Raw genomic sequence first — 25,231 nt, 5'->3', positions numbered from 1 at the left:
GCGTTCGTCCGCCCGGCTCCACCTCCAGGCCCGCGGAACAGCGCCATGCCGGCGCGGGGCGTGCGGATAGCGGCATGACCCTGATCAATTACCTGACGCGCGTCCATTTCGCCGACGGTGTGCTGGAAGAGGCGCTCTGGGGCGAGATGAGCGAACGCGGAAGGCGCCGCCCGCTTATCGTCGCCGGCCCCAAGGGCCCCGCGTGCGATGCCATGGAGCGGTTGCTGGCGGCGCTGCCGATCAAGACCGACGCGGCGTTCTTCAGCGGCTGCCCCCGGTTCCCGCACGAGGCCGCCGCGCGGCGGCTGGCGGCGGAATACAGCGCGACGGAGCGCGACTCCCTGATCGCCTTCGGCGACCGCGCGGCGATCAATTTCGCCAAGATCGCGCGGCTGGCGGCGGCGGACGGGCGGCCGCTCGCCGATCTGGCGCGGGGCGGCGAGCCGAAGCTCGCGGACGCGGCACCCGACCTGATCGCGATCCCAACGATCCGCGGCTACGGCGCCTCGGTCAGCGCCTTCGCTTCGGTGGTGACGCTGGACGAGCGGCGCGCGCTGCTGGCGACGCGGCTTCTCATCCCCTCGGTGGCGATCTGCGACCCGACGCTGACGCTCGACGCCGACGCGGGTGAGAGCGCGAGCGCGGGCGCCGAGGCGTTCGCGGCCTGTGTCGAGGCCTATCTCGCGCGGGGCTACAACCCGCCGGCCGAAGGCATCGCGCTCGACGGGCTGCGCCGCGCGGTCAGAAGCCTTCACAACGCCCTCAGGAGCGGCGCGCTCGCCGACCGGCGCGAGTTGTCCGCCGCCAGCCTCAACGGCGCGCTCGCTCAGCAGAAGGGCCCGGGGCTCGCCTATGCGCTGGTCAACGCGCTTTGCGCCGTCTCCAGCGCCGCGCCCGACAGCGGTGCGGTCAGCCGGCTGGTGCTGCCGGGCGTCCTGCGGATGATCGGAGCCGATCCGGAGCACCGCGCCGGCGCGCAGCGCGGCGAGACGGTGCGCGCGCTGCTCGGGCTCGACGCCGGCGCCGACCTAGCGGAGGGGGTGCGGCGCTTCATGGCGCCGCTGCCGCTGCCGGCGAGCCTGTCGGAAATGGGCGTCAGCCTGGCCGAGATCGGGCGCGCCGCGGAGGAGGCGGCGCGCGATCTCGCGGCCGCGCGGAACGCGACGCCGGCGAGGGGGGAGGAGCTGCGTTCGCTTCTCAGGGCGGTGCATTGACCGGGCGTTGCGCGGCCCCGGCGCGACGGGTCCGGGGCGCATGACGTAACGGCCGGTCCCATCTTTTTTCCCCTTTCCTCTTGCATGCCGGCCGATTCGCGGCCTCCAATGAAAGAAAACCGGGCTGGCGAGATCGAAGCGTCGGCCAAGCCGTATGGGAGGAACAGCCATGAGCGAGGCCCTAGCGGTCCTTCACGGGGATTTTGGCCGCGCGGCGCTCTACCGGATCGACAAGCCGATGGTCATGCACGCCCACCGCGAAGGGCACCTGATCTTCCATCTCGGCGGCGCGCATGGCGATCTCGCCATCGGCGACGCGCGCGTCATCAGCGACGACGCGACGGGCGCCGCGATCAGCCCGTGGGAGCCGCACAGCTTCGATCTCGTCGGCTCGGGCGCCTGTCTCAATCTCGTCCTCTACATCAAGCCGATGTGGTTCCTGGAGACGAGCCGCTCGGCGGAATTCGCGCTGAGTTTCGGGCGCCCGTCGATCCGCCGCACCCGGCAGATCGAGCTTGCGGTGAAACGGTTGACCGGTCTCCTGCTCGACGCGGAAAGCCCGAGCCTTTTCGACGGCTATCTCTTCGAGATGGCGAGCCTCTGTTTCGAGCAGTCCTGGCGCGGGCTGGGGGAACGCGACGCGCTCTCGATCGGGAAGGGACGGTTCTCCGACTATCGCGTGCGCCGTTCGCTCCGCCTGATGCAGGAGAATTTCACCGAGGACATGGAGATGGACTGGCTGGCGCGCGAAGCCGGGCTGAGCCGGCCGCATTTCTTCAAGCTCTTTCGCAAGCAGATGGGGATCACGCCGAATCTCTACCTCAACACGCTCCGGGCCGAACAGGCGATCGACGACCTGATGCACTCGGTGAAATCGGTGACGGAGATCAGCTTCGATCTCGGTTTCTCCAGCCAGGCCAGCTTCACGCGGTTCTTCTCGTCCAATGTCGGCATCCCGCCGAGCGATTATCGACGTGTCGCGCATGTAAGCTGAGGCGCCGCCGGGGCGCCCGGTTTTGCCGATCAGGGGCGACCCGGAGAGACTGTCGGGTATGCGCCCGGAGCTGACGGGCGGATAGGTATGACCAAAGAGCGGAGCGGCATGCGAATGACCGCGCGACCAAGGGAAGGAAGCCGGACCATGCCGGCATCGAGAGGCCACGCGCGCCCCGCCAGCGACGGAGGACGCCGGTGAGAGGGTTTTACAGCCGTCACCCGGTCTGGAGCGGGATCATCGCGATTCTCGTCGCGATCCTTCTGTGGATGATCTTCGCACTCTGGCCGGACTGGCTGACGGACGCCATCGGGCGCAAGAAGATCTTCCTCAACGCGCTCTTCAACGGGGTGACGCTGGGCGGGCTGTATTTCCTTGTCGCCTCGGGCTTCACGCTGATCTTCGGGTTGATGCGCAACGTCAATCTCGCGCATGGCTCGCTCTATCTTCTCGGCGGCTATGTCGGGTTTCTGGCGGCGGACTGGACCGGCTACTGGCTGCTCGCATTTCCGGCCGCCTTCGTCGTCGTCGCCGCGCTCGGCGTGCTTTTGCAGATCTTCGTCTTCCGTCGGATGGAGGGGGAGGATCTGCGCCAGACGTTGGTGACCATCGGTATTTCCATCGTTCTGGCGGACCTGATGCTCTGGATCTGGGGGGGCGACTATTACAACATCTCGCCGCCGGGCTGGCTGAGCGGGCCGGTGGAGACATTCCTCTCCACCGCGCAGAAAAGATCGGGCGACATCGTCTACATGAAATATCCGGTGGTGCGGATCGTGATTTTCCTGGCTTCCGTGGCGGTCGGGGTCGCGATGTGGCTGCTTCTCAACCGGACGCGGGTGGGCATGCTGATCCGCGCCGGGGTCGATGACCGCGACATGCTCTCGGCGACGGGCGCGCGCATCCAGCTCGTTTTCGTCGGCGTCTTCGCTTTCGGCGCCGGGCTCGCCGGCATGGCCGGCGTCGTCGGCGGCACCTTCCAGTCGGTCGCGCCGGGCGAGGACATCCGCTTTCTTCTCGCCTCGCTCGTCGTGGTGATCGTCGGCGGGATGGGTTCGATTCCCGGCGCCGCGCTCGGCGCGCTGCTGATCGGCCTCGCGGAGCAGTTCGGCTCGGTCTATTTCCCGACCTATGCGGTCGTTCTCACCTTCCTGATCATGGTCGTCGTGCTGGCCTTCCGGCCGCAGGGCCTTATGGGGAGGGCCTGAATGGCGCTGACGGAGGAAAGACCGGCGGAGATCGCGGCGGTGCGCGAGAGCCGGATTCCGCTCGCCTACTGGCTTGTCGGCGCGATCCTGATCGTCATGCCGGCGATCGCGGGGGACTATGCGCTCTACCAGATTTTCGGCTGGACCTTCATTCTCGGCATGATCGCGCTCAGCCTGATGTTTCTCGCCGGCTATGGCGGCATGGTCAGCCTCGTGCAGATGACGGTGGCGGGGCTGGCCGGCTACATGGTCGCGATCTTCGGAACCAGCGCCATCACCGACATTTCGCAGGGCTGGCCCTGGTATCTGGCGATCCCGCTGGCGCTGATCGTCGCGATGGTCTTCGGAACGCTGACCGGTTGGCTCGCGGTCAGGACGGAGGGGATCTACACGATCATGATCACCCTCGCGATCGCCTCGGCCTTCTTCTATTTCGTCAGGCAGAATTATGTCGTTTTCAACGGTTTCAACGGCCTGAACGGCATCCTGCCGCCGCCGCTTTTCGGCGTCGACTGGCGCGGGCCGACGGCGTTCTATTACCTGACGCTGTTCTGGGCCGCCCTCGCCTATTTCGCCGTGCTCTACCTTTCCCGCGCGCCGTTCGGGCTGGCGCTGCAGGGCGTACGGGACAATCCGCGCCGGATGGCGGCGCTCGGCTACAACGTCAACGCACACCGCGTCGCCGCCTACGCTTTCGCCGCGCTGATCGCCGGGATCGGCGGGATTCTCCTGACCTGGCAGTCGGCGCAGGTCTCCCCGGGCACGGTCGGCGTCGGGCCGGTGATCGATATCCTGATCATTGCGGTGATCGGCGGCGTCCGCCATCCGATCGGGCCGTTCATCGGCGCGCTGATCTATGTCATCCTCAAGACCTTCGCGACCGATGCGCTGGTCGGCCTCGGCCTCGCCGGGGAACGCTTCCAGCTTCTGATCGGAATCGGCTTTCTCGCCATCGTCTTCTGGTCGCCGGACGGCATCCTCGGGCTTTGGGAGAAATGGAAGGCGAGCCGGGGGCGCGACCCGCTTCTGGACCGTGACGAGGCGAAATTTTGAACGCCCCGGTGGACATGACGGCGACGATATCGGAGCGGTTGAGTTCGACCGGCACCGCGAACGCGCTGGAGCTTCGCGGCGTCGGCAAGATGTTCGGGGCGCTCTCTGCGCTCGCCGATATCGACATGACCGTGCGCCCGGGCGAGCGCCGGGCGGTCCTCGGCTCGAACGGCGCCGGCAAGACCACGCTCTTCAACTGCGTGACCGGGGATTTTCCGCCGACCACCGGTTCTATCCGTTTCTTCGGCGAGGACATCACCGCGTTTCCGCCGCATGAGCGGATCAGGCGGGGGCTGCGCCGCACCTACCAGATCTCGCTGCTCTTCTCCGGGTTGAGCGTGCTCGACAATGTCTATCTCGCCAGTTGCGGAGTCTCGCGCGGGCGGTTCTCCTTTCGCCGCCCGCGCCGGGACGACGCGCTGATGGCGAGCGCGGAGAACCTGGTGCGCGTCGTCCATATGGAGGACGCCAAGGACACTATCGTCGCCAATCTCTCTTACGGCCAGCAGCGCCAGCTCGAGATCGCGATGGCGCTTTCGGGCGCGCCGCGTTTCATTCTCTTCGACGAGCCGGCGGCGGGGCTTTCGCCCACCGAGCGGCGCGATCTGGTGGAGATCCTGACCGGCCTTCCGGGCCATATGGGCTTCATCATCATCGAGCACGACATGGATGTCGCGCTCCGCGTCGCGGAATCTGTGACGATGATGCATAATGGGCGCATCTTCAAAGAAGGGAAACCGGCCGAGATCGAGAACGATCCCGAGGTGCAGGCGCTCTATCTCGGCGGGGGCGAGGATGGCTGAACGCGGCGTCCCCTCTCTCGCGATACGCGACCTGAACGTGTTCTACGGCCAGTCGCACGCCCTGCAGGGCGTGAACCTGACGCTCGATCGAGGCGTTCTATCCGTCGTCGGGCGGAACGGCATGGGCAAGACCACGCTCTGCAAGACGATCATGGGGCTGGAGCGGGCCGCCTCGGGCGCGGTCGCGCTTCATGGCCAGGCGCTGACCGGCATGACGCCCTCCGACATCGCCCGGCTTGGCGTCGGCTATGTGCCGCAGGGACGCCGGCTCTGGCGTTCGCTCAGCGTCGACGAGCATCTGAAGCTGGTGGCGGTGAAGGGCGGCGCCTGGTCGGTCGAGCGCATCTATTCGACATTTCCACGTCTCGCGGAGCGGCGCGACAATCTCGGCGCGCAGCTTTCGGGCGGCGAGCAGCAGATGCTCGCCATCGGCCGCGCGCTCCTCCTGAATCCGCGGCTTCTGGTGATGGACGAGCCGACCGAGGGGCTCGCCCCGGTGATCGTCAGCCAGGTCGAAGAGATGTTGCTCCGGCTCGGGCGCGAGGGCGATATCGACGTTCTTGTCATCGAGCAGAATATCGGCGTCGCCTGCGCGGTCTCCGAAAACGTCGCGATCATGGTCAATGGCAAGATCGACCGGGTGATGGATGCGGCGCGCCTCGCGGCCGATCGCGACCTGCAGCAGGCTTTGCTGGGCGTCGGGCGCCACGCGCATGACGAAACGCCGGACACCGCCGTCGCGCATGCGCCGACAGAGCGCGCGGCGGGGCCGACGAAGATCTACCTCTCCAATCCGAAAACGCCGACGCGCTGGTCGCAGTCGGTTCCGGTGCGGGTGATTGAAGGATCGGCGCGCACGGTGACGGCGGCCGAGGCTTCGTCGGCTCGAAAGGCCCGGCCGATGCGCGCGCGCGCGTCGGGGGCGCCCGGCGACGTCCTGGTGGCGGGAACGCTGGACACCAAGTCGGCCGAGCTGCGGTTCATCCGCGACATCCTCAAGGGCGAGGGGGTGAGGGTGCGGATGGTCGACCTCTCCACCAGCGGCAAACCCTCGGGCGCCGATGTGCCGCCGCACGCCGTCGCCGGGTTCCATCCGCGCGGCGCGAGCGGCGTCTTCACCGGCGATCGGGGATCGGCGGTCGCCGGAATGACCGTCGCCTTCGAACGCTGGATGCAGGCGCAGGACAATGTCGCCGGCGTGATCGGCGCGGGCGGCTCCGGCGGCACGGCGCTGGTCGCGCCGGCTTTTCGCGCCCTGCCGGTCGGGGTGCCGAAGGTGATCGTCTCCACCGTCGCCAGCGGCAACACCGAGCAATATGTCGGGCCGTCCGACATTTTCATGCTGCACTCCGTCGCCGACGTGCAGGGGTTGAACTCGATCACCCGGCAGGTGCTGGCGAACGGCGCGCATGCGCTTGCGGGCATGGCGAAGGCGCGGCGGGCGCCGGCGCCGGCCGCGCCGTCAAAGCCGGCGATCGGCCTCACCATGTTCGGCGTCACCACCACCGCCGTCCGGCAGGTCGCGGCCGAACTGGAGGGGGAGTACGACTGCCTCGTCTTCCACGCCACCGGGACCGGCGGAAGAGCGATGGAGAACCTGCTCGATTCGGGCATGCTGGCCGGAGTGATCGACCTGACCACGACCGAGGTCTGCGACATGGTGGCGGGCGGCGTCTTTCCGGCGACGGAGGATCGTTTCGGCGCCGCGATCCGGTCGGGCCTTCCCTATATCGGGGCCTGCGGCGCGCTCGACATGGTGAATTTCAACGCGCCGGAGACCGTGCCGGAGCGGTATCGCGGGCGGCTTCTCTATGAGCATAACCCGCAGATCACGCTGATGCGGACCTCGGTGGAGGAGAACGAGCGGATCGCCCGGTTCATCGGTGCGCGGTTGAACCGGATGACCGGGCCGGTGCGGTTCTTTCTGCCCGAGGGCGGAGTCTCCGCGCTGGACGCCGACGGCCAGCCCTTTCGAGATCCGCAGGCCGATGAGGCGCTATTCTCTACGCTGGAGGGAACCGTGAGCCAGACGATGCAGCGCCGTCTGATCCGCACGCCTCACAACATCAACGACCCGGAATTCGCCGCGCTTGCCGTGGCGACGTTCCGCGAATTGCACGGCGGCGGCGCGCGCCGCGCCGCGGGAGCCTAATATGCAGAGCAGAAGCGAGCTGATGACGAAATTCCGCGCGATGGCGGCGACGGGCGAGCCGATCATCGGCGGCGGGGCAGGCACCGGGCTTTCCGCAAAATGCGAGGAGGCCGGCGGGATCGATCTCATCGTCATCTACAATTCCGGCCGCTACCGGATGGCCGGGCGCGGCAGCCTCGCCGGGCTGATGCCCTATGGCGACGCCAACGCCATCGTGACGGAGATGGCGGCGGAGGTGCTGCCGGTGGTGAAGCATACGCCGGTGCTGGCCGGGGTCTGCGCCACCGACCCCTTCCGCTTGATGCCGCACTTCCTGGACCAGCTGAAGGCGATGGGCTTCGCCGGGGTGCAGAACTTTCCCACCGTGGGGCTGATCGACGGGACGTTCCGCGCCAATCTGGAGGAGACAGGCATGTCCTATGCGCAGGAGGTGGAGATGATCCGCCTCGCGCGCGAGCGTGACCTGTTGACGACGCCCTATGTCTTTTCCGAAGCGGACGCGGCGGCGATGGCCGGCGCGGGAGCCGACATCATCGTGGCCCATCTGGGGCTGACGGCGGGCGGCTCCATCGGCGCGGAGACCGGCGTCGCGCTGGAGGACGCGCCCGCGCTGACCGACAAGTGGGCTGCGGCGGCGCTGGCCGTGAACCCCGATGCGCTCGTGCTGGTCCACGGCGGGCCGGTCGCCATGCCCGGCGACGCAGAATTCGTTCTGAAGAACACGAAGCATTGCCACGGTTTCTACGGCGCCTCCTCCATGGAGCGGCTGCCGACGGAGATCGCGCTGACCGAACAGACCAAGAAATTCAAGAGCATCCGCCCCTGACGCGGAGAGGGAGGCCACCATGACCGGAGAGCTGATCGGACAACTGATCCTCTGGCTGATTTTCGCAGTCATCGTCATCTTCATCGCCTATTGGGTGATGCGATGGCTCTATCGCCGTTCGACAAAGGAGATCGCGTTCGTAAGGACGGGTTTCCTCGGCGAGAAGGTGGTGATCGACGGCGGCGCCTTCGTCTGGCCGATCATCCACGACATCACGCCGGTCAACATGAACACGCTCCAGCTTGCGGTGACGCGCGAGAAGGAGGAGGCGCTGATCACCAAGGACCGGATGCGGATCGACGTCGATGCGGAGTTCTACGTCCGGGTGAAGAACTCGAAAGAGGCGGTCAGCCTCGCCGCATCGACGCTGGGCCGCCGCTCGCTCGAGGCGGAGCGGCTGCACGGGCTCCTGTCGGGCAAGTTCATCTCGGGTCTGCGCACCATCGCCTCCGAAATGACCTTGGAGGAACTGCACGAGAACCGGAACGACTATGTCGCCCGGGTCTTGAACGCCGCGCAGATGGGGCTGGAGAAGAACGGGCTTGAGCTGGAAAGCGTCGCGATCACCGATATCGATCAGACCGATATCGAGTATTTCAACCCTTCGAACCGGTTCGACGCCGAGGGTCTGACCTCCGTCATCCAGGCTGTGGAGGAGCGCCGGAAGCTCAGGAACGACATCGAGCAGGAGACGATGATCCGTATCCGGGCGCGCAACCTTGAGGCCGAGCGCCAGTCGCTGGAGATCGAACGCGACAGCGAGCATGCAAGGCTGGAGCAGGAGCGCGAGATCGAGTTTCGCCGCGCCCAGCAACGCGCCGAACTGGTGCGCGAGCGCGCCGAACGCGAGCGCGAAGGCGAGGAGGCGAGCCTCCTGAGCCGCGAGGCGATCGAAACGGCGCGGATCGCCAATGATCGCCAGATCTCCGAAGCCCGGATCAAATCCGAGCGCGAGGTCAGAAGCTGGGAGATCGAGCGCCAGCGGGTGATCGACGAGGCCGAAATCGCCACCCGCGAGGCGATCGAGAAAGCGCGCATCCGGCAGGAGAAGAGCGTCTCGGAAGAGCGGATCAAGACCAGGCAGGAAACCGACGCCGCGGAAATCGCGGCCGCGGAAGCCATCGAGAAGGCGCGCATCGCGCAGGAGCGCGCCGTCACCGAAGCGCGCATCGCCAAGGATCAGGAAAATCGCAGCCAGGAGATCGAGCGCCAGCGCATTGTCGACGAGGCCGACATCTCCGCCCGCGAGGTGGTGGAGAAGGCCCGCATTTCGCAGGAGCGCGAGATCACCGAGGCGCGGATCGCCCTCGACCAGTCGACGCGCGAGAAGGAGATCGCCCGCAACCTGGCGGTCGAGGAGGCGGAGATCGCCGCCCGCGAAGCCGCCGACAAGCTGCGCATCGCGCAGGAGCGGACGGTGAGCGCGGAGCGCATCACCTCCGACCGCGCGACGCGGGAGTTGGAGATCGAGCGCCAGAAGGTGCTGGAGGAGGCGGAGATCGCCTCCGAACAGGCGACCGAAGCGGCGCGCATCGCCCGCGAAAAGGCGCTGGCGGCGGAGCGCATCGCCTCCGAGCAGGCGACGCGGGGGCTGGAGATCGAGCGCCAGCGGGTGCTGGACGAGGCGCAGATCGCGGCGCGCGAGGCTACGGATTCGACCCGTATCGCGCAGGAGGAGCGCGTGCGCGCGCTGGAGATCGCCCGCAACCGGGCGGTGGACGAGGCCGAGATCGCCGCCCGCGAGGCGGTGGAGAAAGCCCGCATCGCGCAGGACAAGGAACTGGCCTTCGAGCGCATCGCCAGCCAGGAGGCGACGGAGGAGCGCGAGGTCGCGCGCGGTCGCGCCATCGAAGCCGCGGAGATCGCCCGGTCCGAAGCCATCGACGCGGCGAAGATCGCCAAGGAGAAGGCCGTCGCCGCCGAACGGATCGCCTTCGAGAAGGCGACACGCGAGCTGGAGATCGCCCGCAATCAGGCGGTGGACGAGGCCGAGGTCGCGGCGAGCGAAGCGGTCGAGGCGGCGCGCATCGCCCGCGAGGCGAAGCTTTCCGTCCGGCGGATCGAGAGCGAGGAGAAGACCCGCGAGCGCGACGTCGCCCGCGCCCGCGCCATCGAGGCGGCGGAGATCGCGAAGGAGGAGGCGGTGGAGGCCGCCCGCTTCGCCAAGGAGAAGGCGGTCGCCGCCGAGCGCATCGCCTATGAGCAGGACCTTCGCGAGCGCGAGGTTGCGCGCAACAAGGCGGTCGATCACGCGGCCATCGCAGCCGAGGAGGAGATCAACGCCGCCCGGATCGGCGAACAGCTCCGGACCCGCGCCGCCGAGATTCAGAAGGAAGGCGAGATTCGCTCGCGCGAGATCGAGAAGGCGGAGGGCGTGGAAAGCGCAGAGATTTCTTCGCGCCGCCTGATCGAGCAGCTGCGCATCGAGAAGGAGCAGGAAACGACGGCCGAGAAGATCGCCCGCGACGAGAGGGTGCGGAACCTGGAGATCGCGCGCAACAAGGCGCTCGACGCCGCGCAGATCGCCGCCGACGAGGCAATCGAGGCGGCGCGCGTCGCCAAGGAGAAGACGGTCGACGCGGAGCGCATCCTCGCCGAACAGGAGCTGGACGCGAAGAAGATCGAGAGGAAGAAGGCGCTGGAGCGACTGGAGATCGCCCGGACGCAGGCGCTCCGCGAGGCCGAGATCGCCAGCCAGGAGGAGGTGGAGCGCGCCCGCATCGCCTCCGAACGCGGGCTGGACGACGCCCGCATCGGCCACCAGACCGAGCGGCGCAAGCTGGAGATCGAGCGCGAGCGCGCGACTGAAGAGGCGTCGATGGAGAAGGCCATCGCGCTCTACGTGAAATCGCTCGAGGAAAGCGCGGCGGCGGAAAAGGCCGACATCGCCCGCGCCCGCGCGGCGGAGGCGGCCGAGAAGGTCACCACCGCGAAGGAGACCGAGGAAGCCTCCCGTCGCCGCTCGATCGACGTGGTGATGGCGGAGAAGGCGGCGCAGGAGAAGCGCATCGCCGCCGAGGCGGAGCAGATCCGCGCCGCCGTCGAGGCCGAGGCGCAAAAGCTCATCAACGAAGCGGAGAACGTCCTCACCGACGCCGCGCGCCAGTCGCTCTTCAAACGGAAGATGCTGGAGCATGTCGAGGGCATCGTCGCCGCCTCGGTCAAGCCGCTGGAGAAGATCAACGACATCAAGATCATGCAGCTCGGCGGCTCCGGCACGCAGGGGCTCGACTGGTCGAATGGCGGCGGCGGCTCCGGCGGCGGCGGGGGCGGAGGAAGCTCGCCCACCGACGATGTGATGAACTCCGCGCTTCGCTACCGGGTGCAGGCGCCCTTCGTCGACTCGCTGCTGAAGGATATCGGCGTCGACGGCGCCAATATAGCGAAGTCGAGCATCCTGCGCGACGCCTCCGACATGGGCCGCGCCGGGAACGAGGCGTTGCGGCTCAAGGCGGCGAAGGACAAGGCGGGCGGCGAGGATTCCGGCGCCGGCGGAGATGGCGGGAAAGGGGCGAAATAGATGGCGCGGGTCTATGTCTCAAGCGTGATCGGCGCCGGGGCCGGGGAGGTCTGGAAGCGCATCCGCGACTTCAACGCCCTGCCGAAATGGCATCCGCGCATCCGCGACAGCCGGATCGAGGACGGCCTGCCCGGCGACAAGGTCGGTTGCATCCGCAATTTCAATCTTCAGAACGGCGACAATATCCGTGAGCAGCTTCTCGGCCTTTCAGATTACGATCACTTCTGCACCTACTCGATGCTGGACGGGCCGATGCCGCTTTCGGATTACGTCGCGACGCTGCGCCTGACGCCGATCACCGACGGCGACCGCTGTTTCGCCGAATGGTCGGCGGAATTCGCATGCGCCCCGAACGACGAGTCGGATCTGGTCGCCGGAATCGGCGGGAATGTCTTTCAGGGCGGCTTTGACGCGCTGAAACGGCATTTCGGAGGCTGAAATGGTCAGGGTCGTCCGCAGCACGGTGATCGATGCGCCGGTCGAGACGGTCTGGGACGCGATCCGCGATTTCAACGGGCATGACCGCTGGCACCCCGCTGTCGCGGAAAGCCATGTCGAGCGCGGAGAGCCCGTCGACAGGATCGGCTGCGTCAGAAATTTCAGGCTGGCGGACGGCTCGAACCTGCGTGAGCAGTTGCTGACGCTTTCCGACCTCGAGATGGCGTTCTCCTATTGCCTTCTGGATACGCCGATTCCGCTTTTCAACTATGTCGCCCATTGCCGTCTGACCCCGGTCACCGACGGGAACGCCACGTTCTGGGAATGGGAAAGCCGCTTCGACACCCCCGCGGGACGCGAGGAAGAACTGGCGGCGCAGGTCGGCGACGGGATTTACAGCGCCGGTTTCGAAGCCATACGCGAGCATCTGGGAGCCGCCGCATGAGCATCATTGTCGAAACCTTCGATACGCTCGCCGAGGCCGCCCGCGCCATCGGCGGCGACGGGCGCTATCTCGGCGGCGGGACGCTGGTGATGCGCGCCGCGAATTACGGCGATCAGAGTTTCCGGCGGATCATCCGGGTCCGCGACCAGGGGCTGCGGCGCATCGCGGCCGCGGGCGACCGGATCGAGATCGGCGCCGGCGCGACCATGGCCGATGTGATGGCGTCCCGCGATCTGGCGTTTCTGGAGCCGGTCGCCCGCGCAATCGGCGGGCCGGCGGTGCGACAGATGGCGACGGTCGGCGGAAATCTTTTCGCGGCGCATCCCTATGGCGATTTCGCGACCGCGCTGCTGGCGCTCGACGGCAAGGCGCGGATGGCGGACGGGCGCGAGACGCCGCTGGAGGAATTGCTGGCGCGGCGCGATGGCGCGGGGCTTGTCGCCTCCGTCTCCATCGCCCGGCCGCGCGACGGGGAGTTCCGGTTCCGGAAAGTCAGCCGGGTGAAACCGAAGGGTGTCTCGGTCATGGCGATCGCCGCGTGGCTGCCGGGGGCGCCGGGGCGGATCGCGGGCGCGCGCGTCGCGTTCGGCGCGATGGGGCCGGCGCCGGCGCGGGCGCGCGCCGTCGAGCGGGCGCTGGAGGGCGCGGCGCTGGACGAGAGCGGGATCGCGCGGGCGCTGGCCGCGGCGACGGAGGGGCTGGATCCGCCTGACGATCCGCTCGCCTCCGCCTGGTACCGGCGCGAGGTCGCGCCGGTGCATCTGCGGAGATTGTTGCTCGAAGACGGGAGGCGGTGATGGCCAGAACGCCAATCAGTTTCACATTGAACGGCTCGACCGCCGATCTGTTCGTCGAGGGCGGCGAGAATCTCCTGGACGCGCTGCGGCGCGGGCTGGGCGATCTCACGCCGAAATACGGCTGCGGACAGGGGGCCTGCGGGACCTGCACGGTGCTCATCGACGGGCGCCCGCAACTCAGCTGCCTGACGCTGGCGGAGGCGGTCGCGGGCCGCTCCGTCGAGACGGCCGCCAGCCTCGCGGAGGGGCCGGACCTTCACCCCCTGCAGGACGCCTTCATGGAGGGTTTCGCCGCCCAGTGCGGCTATTGCACGCCGGGCATGCTGATGGCGGCGAAAGCGCTGCTGGCGGAGAACCCCACCCCGACACGCGAAGAGGTCGCCGAGGGGATCGCCGGCAATATCTGCCGCTGCACCGGCTACGAGCCGATCATCGACGCCATTCTCGCCGCGGCGGAACGCATGCGCGGGAGGGCCGCCTGATGTCATCGATCGAATTCCGGAAGGAATATTTCAAGGACGAGCGCGACGACGATCTCGCGGAGATCGGCAAGCCGACGCGCCGGCAGGACATTCTCGGCCATGTCACCGGACGCTCGGCTTATTTCGACGATCACCTCTTCGACGGGCTCCTGCACATGCGCTGCGTGCGCTCGCCGCACCATCACGCCCGCATCCGGTCGATCGACGCGAGCGCGGCGGAGCGGATGCCCGGCGTCAGGCGGATCGTGCGGGGCGAGGATGTGCCGCGCAACATGAACACGCTCCTCTCGCTGATCGGTTTCGGGCGCGACGACGAGATGGTGCTCCAGACGAAGAAGGTCGCCTATAGGGGAGAGCCGGTGCTGGCGATCATCGCCGATACCGAGCGGCAGGCGCGTGACGCGGTCGCCGCCGTGCGCGTGGACTGGGAGGTTCTGCCGCACGTCCTCGACCCCGAGGAGGCGCTGAAGCCGAACGCGCCGGTGGTGAACGAGGAGTACCCGAACAACACGTTCGATTATTACGACCGCTACGACCATCAGAAAATGCGCTTCGGCGACGTCGCCAGGGGTTTCGCCGAAGCGACGCATATCGTCGAGGGCGAATACCAGATGTCGCCCATCGAGCAGGCCCCGACGGAGACTTGCGGCGCCATCGCGGCCCCGGAGACGAACGACCGCTATGTCTGCCACACCTCGACGCAGGCGCTGTTCTTCTCGCTCGGCACCGCGGCGAAGGTGCTCGACATGGCGTCCTCGCGGCTGCATTTCATCGGCGGCACGGTGGGCGGCGGCTTCGGCGGCAAGGTCGACAGCATGCATGAGCCGCTGGCGGTTCTGGGCGCCATGTTGACCGGGCGTCCGGTCAAGTATTGCTGGGACCGGGAGGAGGAGATGCAGGTGGGGGCCCCGCGCGGGGCCGAGCGCTGGCGCATCAAGGACGGGCTTTCCGCCGACGGGCGGCTTCTGGCGCGGGAGTTCACGGGGTTTTTCGACGCCGGCGCCTACACGCGGCTTTCGAGCTACGCCATCGTCAAGGCCGTCGGGCATATGCCAGGGCCCTACGCGATCCGGAACGTCGCGGCGAATGTCTACTGCGTCTACACCAACCGCACCCCGGCCACCGCGATGCGCGGCTTCGGCGTCACCGCCGTCGATTTCGCCATCGAACGGCAGATGGACAAGAACGCCCGCGCGGTGGGGATGAACCCGGTCGAGTTCCGCATCCTCAACGCCTATCGCGACGGCGACATGAAGGCGCACCGGCGCATCGCCAAGAACTGCGCGCTGATCGAATGCTGTCAGGTCGCGGCGCAAAAGGCCGGAATCGCGATCAGCGCCGAGGCCGCCGCCCAGTCCAGCCTGTCCGGCGGCGGCGAAGGCTGGCGGGCCGAGATACCGGAGACGGTGACCGATCAGGAAGGCAGGATCGGCGAGCGACGCCAGCGCGACCTTCCAACGGCGCCCGGCGCGGCGGGCGGGCCGAAGGGCCGCATCGCGGCCGGGGTTCACGGGCGAGCGATCCAGGCCGCGCCGCCGCAGGACGAGGATATGATCCTGGAGGCGGAGCGGATCGGCCATCGGATCTCGGAGGCGCAGACCGTGTTGCCGTCCTCCTCGCAGCCGAGGCCGCAACAGGCGGCGCCCGCGCCGCAACCCTACCGACCGGCGCCGGCCGCGCCGCCGGGTCAGGCGCAGCGCCCCGCCGCAGCGCCGCCCGCCGCCGCAGCGCCGCCCGCGTATCAGCCGCAGCCGCAGCGCCCGAGCTATCAGACCCCGCCCGCGCCCCAGCCGCAGCCGCGTCAGCCTGCGCCGCAGTCGACCCAGCCGCCGGCGGGGCAACCGACGGCGCCGTATGAGCCCGAAAAACCCTTCCAGCGCGGCGTAACCCGCCCCGGCGCGCCGCGCTTCCTCTCCGGCGTCAGGAGGCGTTGAGATGACCGTTCACAAGGGCCGCGGCTTCGCCTCGATCAACTATCCGATCGGAATGAATCTCGGCGGCGACCCCTCTCAAGCGCTCGTTCACGCGACTCCCGACGGCAAGTTCATGGTGACGCTGAGCGCTATCGATCTCGGGCAGGGAATGAAATCCGTCACCCGCCAGATCGCGGCGGAGACGCTCGGCGTTCCCATTGCGGATGTCTATGTCGATACGGCCGACAGCGACACCGGCCCGCACGACATGGGCAGTTTCGCGTCGCGTGGGACGCACCGGATGGGCAATGCGGTGATCCGCGCCGCGACCGAGGCGCGAAAGGCGATGCTGGAGGCGGCGGCCGAGGAGCTGGAGGTCAACGCCTCCGATCTGGAGACGGACGGGGCCGGCAATATTCATGTGAAGGGCGCGCCGGGCCGCTCGATCACCGTGATGGAGACATCGCAGGCCGCGCAGTTCAAACAGGGGCGGACGCTGGCCGGGCGCGGAATTTTCCTGATCCCGCTTTCCGATGTGGATTCGGAGACCGGGGAAATGACGCCTGTCTCCTGCTTCGCGCACGCCGCGCTGGTCGTCGATCTGGAGGTCGACGACGAGACCGGCGAGGTGACGGTGACGGAGGTGAACTCGGCCTATGAACTCGGCCGCGCGCTGAACCCGAAACTGGTGGAGCAGCAGTTGATCGGCGGCGCGTGGATGGGGCTTAGCCACGCGCTCTACGAGACGACGGAGCCCTATTATCCCGACCGCGAACATGGCCCGACCGATTTCAACCAGTACCTGATGCCGGGGCCGGGCGATGTCGCCCCGCATCATATCGCGGTGCTGGAACGGCCGGCCGAGGACGGCCCCTATGGCGGCAAGGGGCCCGGGGAGATGTGCGCCAACCCGCTGCTCCCCGCCGTGGCCAACGCGGTCTTCGACGCGGTCGGGGTGGAGTGCGACACGCTGCCGATCACGCCCGAGAAAGTGCTGCGCGGCATCCGCGCCAATGGCGGCGCGCGGCCGCAGGGACGGGCCTAGGTGCCGGTCCGCCCGGTCATATCCGGCGTCGGAAGCCCCGATGCGCTCGGCCAGGCGCTCGCCGGCGCGCAATACCTCGCCAGCGAGCCGCTGGCGACGGCGGCGTATCTCGCGCTCGCGCTCGGCAAACCCTTGCTGCTGGAAGGCGCGCCCGGCGTCGGCAAGACCGAGGCGGCCGTCGCGCTCGGCGCCGTTCTTTCGCGCCGCATCGTGCGGCTTCAGTGCTACGAAGGCATCGACGCGGCGGCGGCGCTTTACGAGTGGAACTACCCGCGCCAGATGCTCGCGATCCGGCAGGCGGGCGAGGGGCATCTGAACCTCTACGCCGACGAATTCCTTCTGGAGCGGCCCTTGCTGGAGGCGCTGCGCGCGCCCGACGATTGCCTCTTGTTGATCGACGAGATCGACCGCTCGGACCATGAGTTCGAGGCGTTCCTGCTGGAGTTCCTCTCCGACTTCCAGATCTCGATCCCGGAGACGGGCACGATCCGCGCCGCCCGCGCGCCGGTCGTGGTGCTGACCTCGAACCGCACGCGGGATCTCCATGAGGCGCTGCGCCGGCGCTGCGTCTATCACTGGATCGATTATCCCGATCCCGCGCTGGAGGCGGAGATCGTGATGGCCCGCGCCAGCACGGTCGCGCGATCGACCGCCGATGCGGTGGTCGCCTCGGTCAATCTCTTGCGTGCGGAGCCGCTGGCGAAGCCGCCCGGCGTCGCCGAGACGATCGAATGGGCCGAGGCGGCGACGCTGCTGAACTCCCAGGGCGCAGCCTGGCCCGCCGCCTTTCGCCGCGCCATCGGCGTCGCGCTGAAGGATCAGGACGATCTGACCTACATGGCGCAGCGCTTCGACGCCGTTCTGCCGGGCGAAGCGGCGTGACCGGGGCGCTTCCCCCGGCCATCCGGCCCTTCGTCCAGTTCGCGGCGGTGCTGCGCGAGCATCGCTTCGCCGTATCGCCCGATCAGACCATCGATTTCATCGAGGGCGTCGGCCTGCTCGGCCCCCGCTCCATCGAGGACGTGAGAAGCGCCGCCCGCGCCCTCTTCGCCATTCCGCCGGAGCGGGAGGCGGAGTTCGACGCGCTCTTTCGCGCGATCTTCTTCGGCCAGACCATTGCGGCGCCAGCGCCCTCCGAGGATGACGACGAAGGCGAGACGGAGGCGCATGAGCCGGGCGGCGAGATCGAGATCGAGGCCGAGGAGGACGAAGAGGAGGCGGGCGCGGAGGCGACCGTGGTCGAACGTCTTTCGCACCGCGAGATCGTCGGCGCCGAGGACGAGGCGCTGGCCCGCTTCGCCCGCCTCGCGCCTGAGCGTCTGCCGCGCCGTCGGTCCTATCGAAGGGCGCGGGCGCGCAAGGGCGATCAGCCGGACATCCGCCGCGCCATCCGCGCCGCCGCGCGCCGGGACGGAGAGATCATGGTCCTGCCGCGCCGCCGACGGAAGGAGCGCCAGCGGCGCATTGTTCTGCTGATCGACGTTTCCGCCTCGATGAAGGCGGAGACGGACGCCGCGCTCCGTTTCGCGCACGCGCTCGCGCAGGCCGCGGATCGCGTCGAGATCTTCACCCTCGGCACGAGGCTGACGCGGATCACCCCGGCGCTGGCGCCCGCCGGGCGCGAACAGGCGCTGGCCCGCGCCGCGTCCCTGATCGCCGATATCGACGGCGGCACGCGGATCGGCGACGCGCTTCAGGCGTTCCTCGCGGTGCCGCGCTACGCCGGGTTCGCCCGCGGCGCCGCCGTCATCGTGCTCTCCGACGGGCTGGAGCGCGGCGACCCGGCGGAGATGGTGGACGCGGTGCGCCGCCTTTCCCGCGCCGCATGGACGCTCGATTGGCTGACGCCGCTCAAGGCCGACGCGGACTTTGCGCCGCGCACCGGCGCGCTTTCCGCGATCCTTCCCTATCTCGACCAGCTCGGCGCCGGCGGGCGGGTGGAGGCGGTCGCGGACCATGTTCTGAATATTGCGAGGGCCTCATGATCGACGCGCACCATCATATCTGGCGACAAAGGGACCTGCCGTGGCTCATGGGGCCGGAGCAGCCGCGCATCTTCGGCCCCTACGGCTCGATCCGGCGGGATTATCTGATCGACGAATATCTCGACGACCTCAAGGGAACCGGCATCACGAAATCGGTCTATGTGCAGACCAACTGGGCGGTCGACAGGTTCGAGGACGAGGCCGCCTGGGTCCAGTCCGTCGCCGATGAAGCGGGCTGGCCGCACGCCATCGTCGCCTATGCCGATTTCACCCGCGAGGATGTGCGCCCGCAACTCGACCGGCTGGCGAAATACCCGCTGATGCGCGGCGTCCGCCAGCAGCTTCACTCGCATGAGAACGCGCTCTACCGGTTCGCGAGCCGGCCCGATCTGGCGACCGACCCGCGCGTCCAGCGCAATGTCGCGGCGCTGGCGGATTACGGCTGGAGCTTCGATCTGCAGGTCTTCGCCGACCAGATGGAGGGCGCAGCCAGCCTCGCCGCCGCCTGTCCGGGCGTGACCTTCGTGTTGCAGCATGCCGGGATGCTGGAGGATGTGAGCGACGCGGGCCGCCGGGCCTGGCGCGCGGGCATGGAGCGGCTGGCGGCGGAGCCGAACGTGGTGACGAAGCTCTCCGCCTTCGGGACCTTCATTCACCGGAACGATCCCGCTTTCGTCGCCGAGATGATCCAGGCCACCGCCGGCATCTTCGGCGCCGAGCGGTGCATGTTCGGCTCCAACTTCCCGATCGAGAAGATCTGGTGCCGCTACGAAGACCTATTCGCCGCGTTCCGGGCCGGGGCGGAACCCCTCGGCCAGAAGGCGTGCGACGCGATTTTCAACGATACGGCGGCGCGCGTTTACCGGCTCTGACCGGAAGCCGCAGAACAGGGAGAGACAGATGGCCCTCACGATACATGTGCTGGACTACGGCGATATCGAGCTGGAGGCGAGCTTCTTCGTCCTCGGCCATAATTGCGGGCGAGTGCGCCGGGTGCCGGTTTACGGCTTCCTGATCCTCGGCGGCGCCTATCCGGTGCTGGTCGACACCGGCTATCGCGACAACGCGATCATGGAAAGCCTGAACATGCGCGGGCTCCAGTATCACGACAACATGATCGAGAACCAGCTGGCGAAGCACGGGGTGAAGCTGGGCGACATCCGCTACATCATGCACACCCATCTTCACATCGACCATGCCGGGAAGGACGACCAGTTCCCGATGAACACGACCGTGGTGCTGAACCGGAGGGAGATGGAGTTCTCCGTCTCCGGCATCATGTATCCGCAATACCCCAAGCCCGACATCATTCACCTGGTCGAGCGGATCTACGAGCCGGAGGCGGTGCGCTTTCTCGATCTCGAACTGACCGGGGCGGAGGAGATCATCCCCGGCGTCTGGTGCGAGCCGGCGGGCGCGCATACAGAGGGTTCGATGAACGTGATCGTCGAGACGGCGGAAGGTCTCGCCTGTATCTGCGGCGACGTGATCTACGACATCAACGATCAGATCATCGACCATGTGCGGGTCAACAACTGGATGGAGCCGCAGGTCACCGGCAACCATTCCTCGACCAAGCGGGCCGAGAAGGCGGCGATCAAGAAACTGCTGAACAACTACACCTTCCTGCTGCCGGTCCATGACCGTCCGGCGAGGGTGGAGCATGGGCAGGTCGTCGGCCGGCCCGGCATGACCGTGCCGGGGCCGATGGTCGAGACGTTGCCGAAACGCGACTGGTTCCCGGCGTGATCGAATAACGGGGGAGGGGAAAATGCCGCATAAGGTGATCGACGCACGCTTCCATGGCCTGATCGACGAGTTCGCGCCGGTCGACCGGGTCGGGCGCGGCTTTCTGTTCACCGAGGGGCCGGTCTGGAACCCGGTGGAGCAGAACCTGCTCTTTTCCGACATGCCCGGCGATGTGCGTCGGCGCTGGACGCCCGATGGCGTGGTCGCGGAGGTGCAGCGCCCGTCCAACAAGGGCAACGGGATGACCTATGACGCGGAGCTGAACCTCCTCGTCTGCGAGCATTCCACCAGTTCCGTCGTCCGCATCCGGCCCGACGGGACGCGCGAGGTGCTCTGCTCGCATTTCGAAGGAAAAGAGCTGAACTCCCCGAACGACATCTGCGTGAAATCCGACGGCGCGATCTATTTCACCGACCCGACCTATGGACGGATGGAGGGATTCGGCGTCAAGCGCGAACAGGAGCTGAGCTTCCAGGGCGTCTACATGCTGCCGCCGCAGCACCGGCCGGGAGACGAGCCTGTCCTGGTGTCCGACCGCTACATGTTCTCGCAGCCGAACGGGCTGACCTTCAGCCCCTGCGAGCGGTTCATGTGGGTGAACGACACCGAGCAGGCGAATATCCGCGTCTTTGACGTGGCCGATGACGGGCGGCTGGCCGGCGGGCGGCTTTTCGCGACGGGAATCGCCGAGAACGCCCGCGCCGGACGGCCAGACGGCATGCGCTCCGACACCGAGGGCAATGTCTGGGTGACGGCGCCCGGCGGAGTCTGGGTCTATTCCTTCGACGGGGTGAAGCTGGGTGAGATCTCCTGCCCCGAGCAGGTCGCGAATTTCCACTGGGGCGGGGAGCGGTGGGACACGCTCTTCATGTGCGCGACGACCTCGCTCTACACCGTCCGCACGAAGGCGCGGCCGCGCCGGGAGCCGTTCATGGCCGGAGGGGCCGCGCCCGCCGCGGCGCCGGCCGCCGCCAGGCCGGTCGCATCCGGACTTGACCCGAAAACCACCGCGCTGCTGATCCAGGACATGCAGAACGACGTCATCATGGACGGCGGCGCCTTCGCCGATAGCGGCGCGCCCGACCACGCCCGCCAGCAGAACGTGATCGAAAACTCCAAACGCCTGGCGCAAGCCTGCCGGCGGGCCGGGATCATGGTGATCCATGTCTGGTTCGTCTGCGAGCCGGGCCATCCCGCGATCCGGCGCAACGCGCCCTTGTTCGAGGGCCTGATCGACGCCGACGCTCTCGTGCGCGGCACATGGGGCGTCCAGCCGGTTCCGGGGCTGGAGCGGCAGGGCGCCGACCTCGTCTGCGAGAAGATGTCGATGAGCGCGTGGGAGACCAGTCGCCTTGAATCCTATCTTCGTCATGGCGGGATCGAGACGATCATCGACACCGGCGCCTGGACCAACATGAGCATCGAGCACACCGCCCGCACCGCCGCCGACAAGGGGTTCCGGGTGCTGGTGCCGGAGGACGCCTGCTCCTCGATGAACGCCGACTGGCACCGGGCGTCGCTCGACTATGCGATGGCGAATGTGGCGACGATCACGACGGTGGACGAGGTTCTGAGGATGCTGCCGGGATAGACGCCGCGCACGGGCGCCCGCCAGGCGCCCGCCCATCCGCCCGCGCGAATGTCAGGCGGTGCGCGAGAGGCCGGACTTCACCCTGCGGAGGGGAATCGAGGATTCGATCGAGGCGACGCCGCGCACCCTGGTGAGGCGTCCGACGAGGAATTGCTCGAACTCGCGAAGCCCTTCGGTGGCGATGCGGAGAAGATAGTCCCGATTGCCCGTCATCAGCCAGCAATCCACGACCTCCGGAAAGGTCGCGACGGCGGACTCGAAAGACTCGAGCGCGTCGTCCACCTGCCGGTCGAGTTTCACCGAGACGAACACGGAGACGCCGAAGCCGAGCGCGGTCTCGTTGATCAGGGCGGCGTAGCCGGTGATGACGCCGCTTTCCTCCAGCCTGCGCACCCGGCGCGAAACCGGCGTCGGGCTGAGGCCGACCGCTTCGCTCAGGTCGAGGATCGACATCCGGCCGTCGCGCCGCAGCGCCTGCACGATCTTCCTGTCGAACTGGTCGATCATGGGGGTCTCCGCCAAGAAGTATCCTGATCTTGAAGTTATTCCCTAATATCATGGCTGGGATGAGCGTCCATAGCTGAGACTCGCCACGCCGGATTTTGCTATTCTCCGTGCGAAGAACGTAGAGAGCGACCACCAGCCCATGCAAACCACGCACCTCAAGACGATCGAGCAGCGCCTTCTGTGGCTTTCGCACTGGATGATCCACAACGCGAACCACATCCGCCCGAAGGTGGACGGTATCAAGGTGGGCGGGCATCAGGCGTCGTCGGCTTCGATGGTCTCGATCATGACCGCGCTCTATTTCTCCGCGCTCCGCCCGGAGGACCGGGTGGCGGTGAAGCCGCACGCCTCGCCGGTCTTTCACGCCATGCAATATCTGATGGGTAACCAGACCCGTGAGAAGCTGGAGGCGTTCCGCGGCTTCGGCGGCGCGCAGTCCTACCCGAGCCGCACCAAGGACGGGGACGACGTGGATTTCTCCACCGGCTCGGTCGGGCTCGGCGTCGCGATCACCGCCTTCGCCTCGCTGGTGCAGGATTTCATCGCAGCGAAGGAGTGGGGGCGCGATCTGCCGATGGGCCGCATGGTGGCGCTGGTTGGCGACGCCGAACTGGACGAGGGCAATGTCTACGAATGCCTGCAGGAGGGCTGGAAGAACGATCTCAGGAACTGCTGGTGGATCATCGACTACAACCGACAGTCGCTCGACGGCGTGGTGCGCGAGGGGCTCTGGCGACGGATCGAGCAGATCTTCGAGGCGTTCCGCTGGGATGTGGTGAAGATCAAGTACGGCGTGCTTCAGCGCGCGGCGTTCGAGGAGCCGGGCGGCGGGCGCCTCCGCGACTGGATCGACGAATGCCCGAACCAGCTTTATTCGGCGCTGACCTATATGGGCGGCGCGGTTTGGCGAAAGCGCCTGATGGACGATCTCGGCGATCAGGGCGACGTGACCAGGCTGATCGAAAGGCGCAGCGACGAGGAGCTGGCGGCGCTGATGGAGAATCTCGGCGGCAATTGCGTGGAGACGATGGCGGAGGCCTTCGCCGCCATCGACCATGACCGCCCGACCTGTTTCCTCGCCTATACGATCAAGGGCTGGGGAACCCCGATCGCCGGGCACAAGGACAATCATGGCGGGCTGATGACCAAGGCGCAGATGGAGCAATGGCGCGCCGACATGGGCGTCGCCCCGGGCGAGGAATGGGAGCGCTTCGCGACGGTCGACGACGTTCCGGCGCTGCAGCGCTTTCTGGACAAGGTTCCATTCTTCGCGGGCGGCCGCCGGCGGCGAAGCGACTCGGCGCTGCCGGCGCCCCCTATCGCCGCGCCGGAGGAGGGGGAAATCTCCACCCAGGCGGGGTTCGGCAAGATCCTCGACGGGCTGGCGCGCGGCGACGGCGCGCTCGCCGCGCGGATCGTCACCGCTTCGCCGGATGTCACCGGCACCACCAATCTCGGCCCCTGGGTGAACCGGCGAAAGCTTTTCGCGCGCATCGCGTTGAAAGACACCTTCCGGGCCGAAAACATCCCCTCCACGGCGAAATGGGATTTCGCGCCCGAGGGCCAGCATATCGAACTCGGCATCGCCGAGATGAACCTCTTTCTCCTTCTCGGCGCCGCCGGGCTTTCGCATTCGCTCTTCGGCAAGCGGTTGATTCCGATCGGGGCGCTCTACGATCCGTTCGTCTCGCGCGGTCTCGATGCGTTGAACTACGCCTGTTATCAGGACGCGCGCTTCATCATCGCCGGCACGCCCGCCGGCGTCACGCTCGCCCCGGAAGGCGGCGCGCATCAGTCAATCGGCACGCCGCTGATCGGGATGAGCCAGGACGGGCTGGCGGCGTTCGAGCCGGCCTTCGTCGATGAACTCGCGGTCATCATGGAATGGGCGTTCGACTATCTGCAGCGAGATGGCTCAAACGATCCTGACGAGCGGACATGGCTGAGGGACGAGACCGGGGGCTCGGTCTATCTCCGGCTCTCCACCAATCCGATCGAGCAGCCGGGCAAACGCGGCGACGACGATTTCCGGCAGGGCGCCATCGATGGCGGCTACTGGCTCAGGAAACCCGGCCCGAACGCGGAGGTCGTGATCGCCTATCAGGGCGTCGTCGCGCCGGAAGCGATCCGCGCCGCCGGGATGATCGGGGAAAGCCGGCGCGATGTCGGCGTTCTCGCGGTGACATCGGCCGACCGGCTGAACGCCGGCTGGACCGCGGCGCAGCGCGCGCGCGCGCGTGGCGCCGCCGCGACGAGCCATATCGAGACGTTGCTCGCCGATCTGCCGCCGCATTGCCGGCTGGTCACGGTGATCGACGGCCATCCCGCGACCCTCGCCTGGCTCGGCGCGGTTCACGGCCACCGGACGCTGCCGCTCGGAGTCGAACATTTCGGGCAGACAGGAACCATCGCCGATCTCTACCGCGAATACGGCATCGACGCTGAAAGCATCGTCGCGAAGATCGGCGCGCTGACGGCGGGGCCGAAACTGGCGGTCGTGCGGGCCTAG

Annotated in this window: 21 protein-coding genes; 20 read left to right on the top strand and 1 reads right to left on the bottom strand. The window is 67.8% G+C overall.

Annotated elements, in window-relative coordinates; genetic code table 11:
- Positions 1-74: 74 nt before the first annotated feature.
- From G5B40_RS10305 to G5B40_RS10215, 19 genes are all read left to right on the top strand, one after another.
- Complete coding sequence (locus G5B40_RS10305; protein WP_165098201.1) at positions 75-1,214, top strand: iron-containing alcohol dehydrogenase; 1,140 nt, start codon at positions 75-77, stop codon at positions 1,212-1,214.
- A 169-nt stretch (positions 1,215-1,383) separates the two neighbouring features.
- Positions 1,384-2,208, top strand: a complete 825-nt coding sequence (locus tag G5B40_RS10300) for a helix-turn-helix transcriptional regulator (RefSeq protein WP_165098199.1) — start codon at positions 1,384-1,386, stop codon at positions 2,206-2,208.
- Positions 2,209-2,405: 197 nt separating this feature from the next.
- Entirely contained in the window at positions 2,406-3,416 is a 1,011-nt protein-coding gene (locus tag G5B40_RS10295) for a branched-chain amino acid ABC transporter permease (RefSeq protein WP_211907445.1), read from the top strand.
- Entirely contained in the window at positions 3,417-4,469 is a 1,053-nt protein-coding gene (locus tag G5B40_RS10290; RefSeq protein ID WP_165098197.1) for a branched-chain amino acid ABC transporter permease, read from the top strand.
- Positions 4,466-5,272, top strand: a complete 807-nt coding sequence (locus tag G5B40_RS10285) for an ABC transporter ATP-binding protein (RefSeq protein ID WP_246209799.1) — start codon at positions 4,466-4,468, stop codon at positions 5,270-5,272. Before G5B40_RS10290 ends, G5B40_RS10285 begins: the two co-directional genes overlap by 4 nt.
- The gene (locus tag G5B40_RS10280) at positions 5,265-7,424 is read left to right on the top strand and encodes an ABC transporter permease (RefSeq protein ID WP_165098195.1); all 2,160 of its coding nucleotides are present in this window, start codon (positions 5,265-5,267) and stop codon (positions 7,422-7,424) included. Before G5B40_RS10285 ends, G5B40_RS10280 begins: the two co-directional genes overlap by 8 nt.
- A 1-nt stretch (position 7,425) precedes the next feature.
- Positions 7,426-8,250, top strand: coding sequence for a phosphoenolpyruvate hydrolase family protein (locus tag G5B40_RS10275; RefSeq protein WP_165098193.1), 825 nt, complete (start codon positions 7,426-7,428; stop codon positions 8,248-8,250).
- A 19-nt stretch (positions 8,251-8,269) separates the two neighbouring features.
- The gene (locus G5B40_RS10270) at positions 8,270-11,770 is read left to right on the top strand and encodes a flotillin family protein (RefSeq protein WP_165098191.1); all 3,501 of its coding nucleotides are present in this window, start codon (positions 8,270-8,272) and stop codon (positions 11,768-11,770) included.
- Positions 11,771-12,208: an SRPBCC family protein gene (locus G5B40_RS10265; RefSeq protein WP_165098189.1), complete on the top strand. Its 438-nt coding sequence runs from the start codon at positions 11,771-11,773 to the stop codon at positions 12,206-12,208.
- A 1-nt stretch (position 12,209) separates the two neighbouring features.
- Positions 12,210-12,653: an SRPBCC family protein gene (locus G5B40_RS10260; protein ID WP_165098187.1), complete on the top strand. Its 444-nt coding sequence runs from the start codon at positions 12,210-12,212 to the stop codon at positions 12,651-12,653.
- Complete coding sequence (locus G5B40_RS10255) at positions 12,650-13,450, top strand: FAD binding domain-containing protein (RefSeq protein WP_165098185.1); 801 nt, start codon at positions 12,650-12,652, stop codon at positions 13,448-13,450. The genes G5B40_RS10260 and G5B40_RS10255 overlap by 4 nt, the downstream gene beginning before the upstream one ends.
- Positions 13,450-13,932: a (2Fe-2S)-binding protein gene (locus G5B40_RS10250; RefSeq protein WP_165098183.1), complete on the top strand. Its 483-nt coding sequence runs from the start codon at positions 13,450-13,452 to the stop codon at positions 13,930-13,932. Before G5B40_RS10255 ends, G5B40_RS10250 begins: the two co-directional genes overlap by 1 nt.
- Positions 13,932-15,866, top strand: a complete 1,935-nt coding sequence (locus G5B40_RS10245; protein ID WP_165098181.1) for a xanthine dehydrogenase family protein molybdopterin-binding subunit — start codon at positions 13,932-13,934, stop codon at positions 15,864-15,866. The genes G5B40_RS10250 and G5B40_RS10245 overlap by 1 nt, the downstream gene beginning before the upstream one ends.
- A gap of 1 nt (position 15,867) precedes the next feature.
- Positions 15,868-16,890, top strand: coding sequence for a xanthine dehydrogenase family protein molybdopterin-binding subunit (locus G5B40_RS10240; protein ID WP_165098179.1), 1,023 nt, complete (start codon positions 15,868-15,870; stop codon positions 16,888-16,890).
- Complete coding sequence (locus G5B40_RS10235; protein WP_165098177.1) at positions 16,891-17,772, top strand: AAA family ATPase; 882 nt, start codon at positions 16,891-16,893, stop codon at positions 17,770-17,772. It begins immediately after the preceding gene.
- On the top strand, positions 17,769-18,875 hold the full coding sequence (locus G5B40_RS10230) for a VWA domain-containing protein (protein WP_165098175.1): 1,107 nt from the start codon (positions 17,769-17,771) through the stop codon (positions 18,873-18,875). The genes G5B40_RS10235 and G5B40_RS10230 overlap by 4 nt, the downstream gene beginning before the upstream one ends.
- Positions 18,872-19,747: an amidohydrolase family protein gene (locus G5B40_RS10225; protein WP_165098173.1), complete on the top strand. Its 876-nt coding sequence runs from the start codon at positions 18,872-18,874 to the stop codon at positions 19,745-19,747. Before G5B40_RS10230 ends, G5B40_RS10225 begins: the two co-directional genes overlap by 4 nt.
- A gap of 28 nt (positions 19,748-19,775) precedes the next feature.
- Positions 19,776-20,624, top strand: coding sequence for an N-acyl homoserine lactonase family protein (locus G5B40_RS10220; protein ID WP_165098171.1), 849 nt, complete (start codon positions 19,776-19,778; stop codon positions 20,622-20,624).
- A gap of 22 nt (positions 20,625-20,646) precedes the next feature.
- Positions 20,647-22,215: an isochorismatase family protein gene (locus G5B40_RS10215; RefSeq protein WP_165098168.1), complete on the top strand. Its 1,569-nt coding sequence runs from the start codon at positions 20,647-20,649 to the stop codon at positions 22,213-22,215.
- 51 nt (positions 22,216-22,266) lie between these two features.
- On the opposite strand, the gene G5B40_RS10210 is transcribed toward G5B40_RS10215, so the two are convergent.
- On the bottom strand, positions 22,267-22,722 hold the full coding sequence (locus tag G5B40_RS10210; RefSeq protein ID WP_179961625.1) for an Lrp/AsnC family transcriptional regulator: 456 nt from the start codon (positions 22,720-22,722) through the stop codon (positions 22,267-22,269).
- A gap of 139 nt (positions 22,723-22,861) precedes the next feature.
- Here G5B40_RS10210 and G5B40_RS10205 point away from each other — a divergent pair, with 139 nt between their 5' ends.
- The gene (locus G5B40_RS10205; protein WP_165098163.1) at positions 22,862-25,231 is read left to right on the top strand and encodes a transketolase; all 2,370 of its coding nucleotides are present in this window, start codon (positions 22,862-22,864) and stop codon (positions 25,229-25,231) included.

It is taken from the genome of Pikeienuella piscinae (genome assembly GCF_011044155.1).
Lineage (GTDB): Bacteria > Pseudomonadota > Alphaproteobacteria > Rhodobacterales > Rhodobacteraceae > Pikeienuella > Pikeienuella piscinae.
This window is presented reverse-complemented; position numbering and strand designations above follow the sequence as displayed.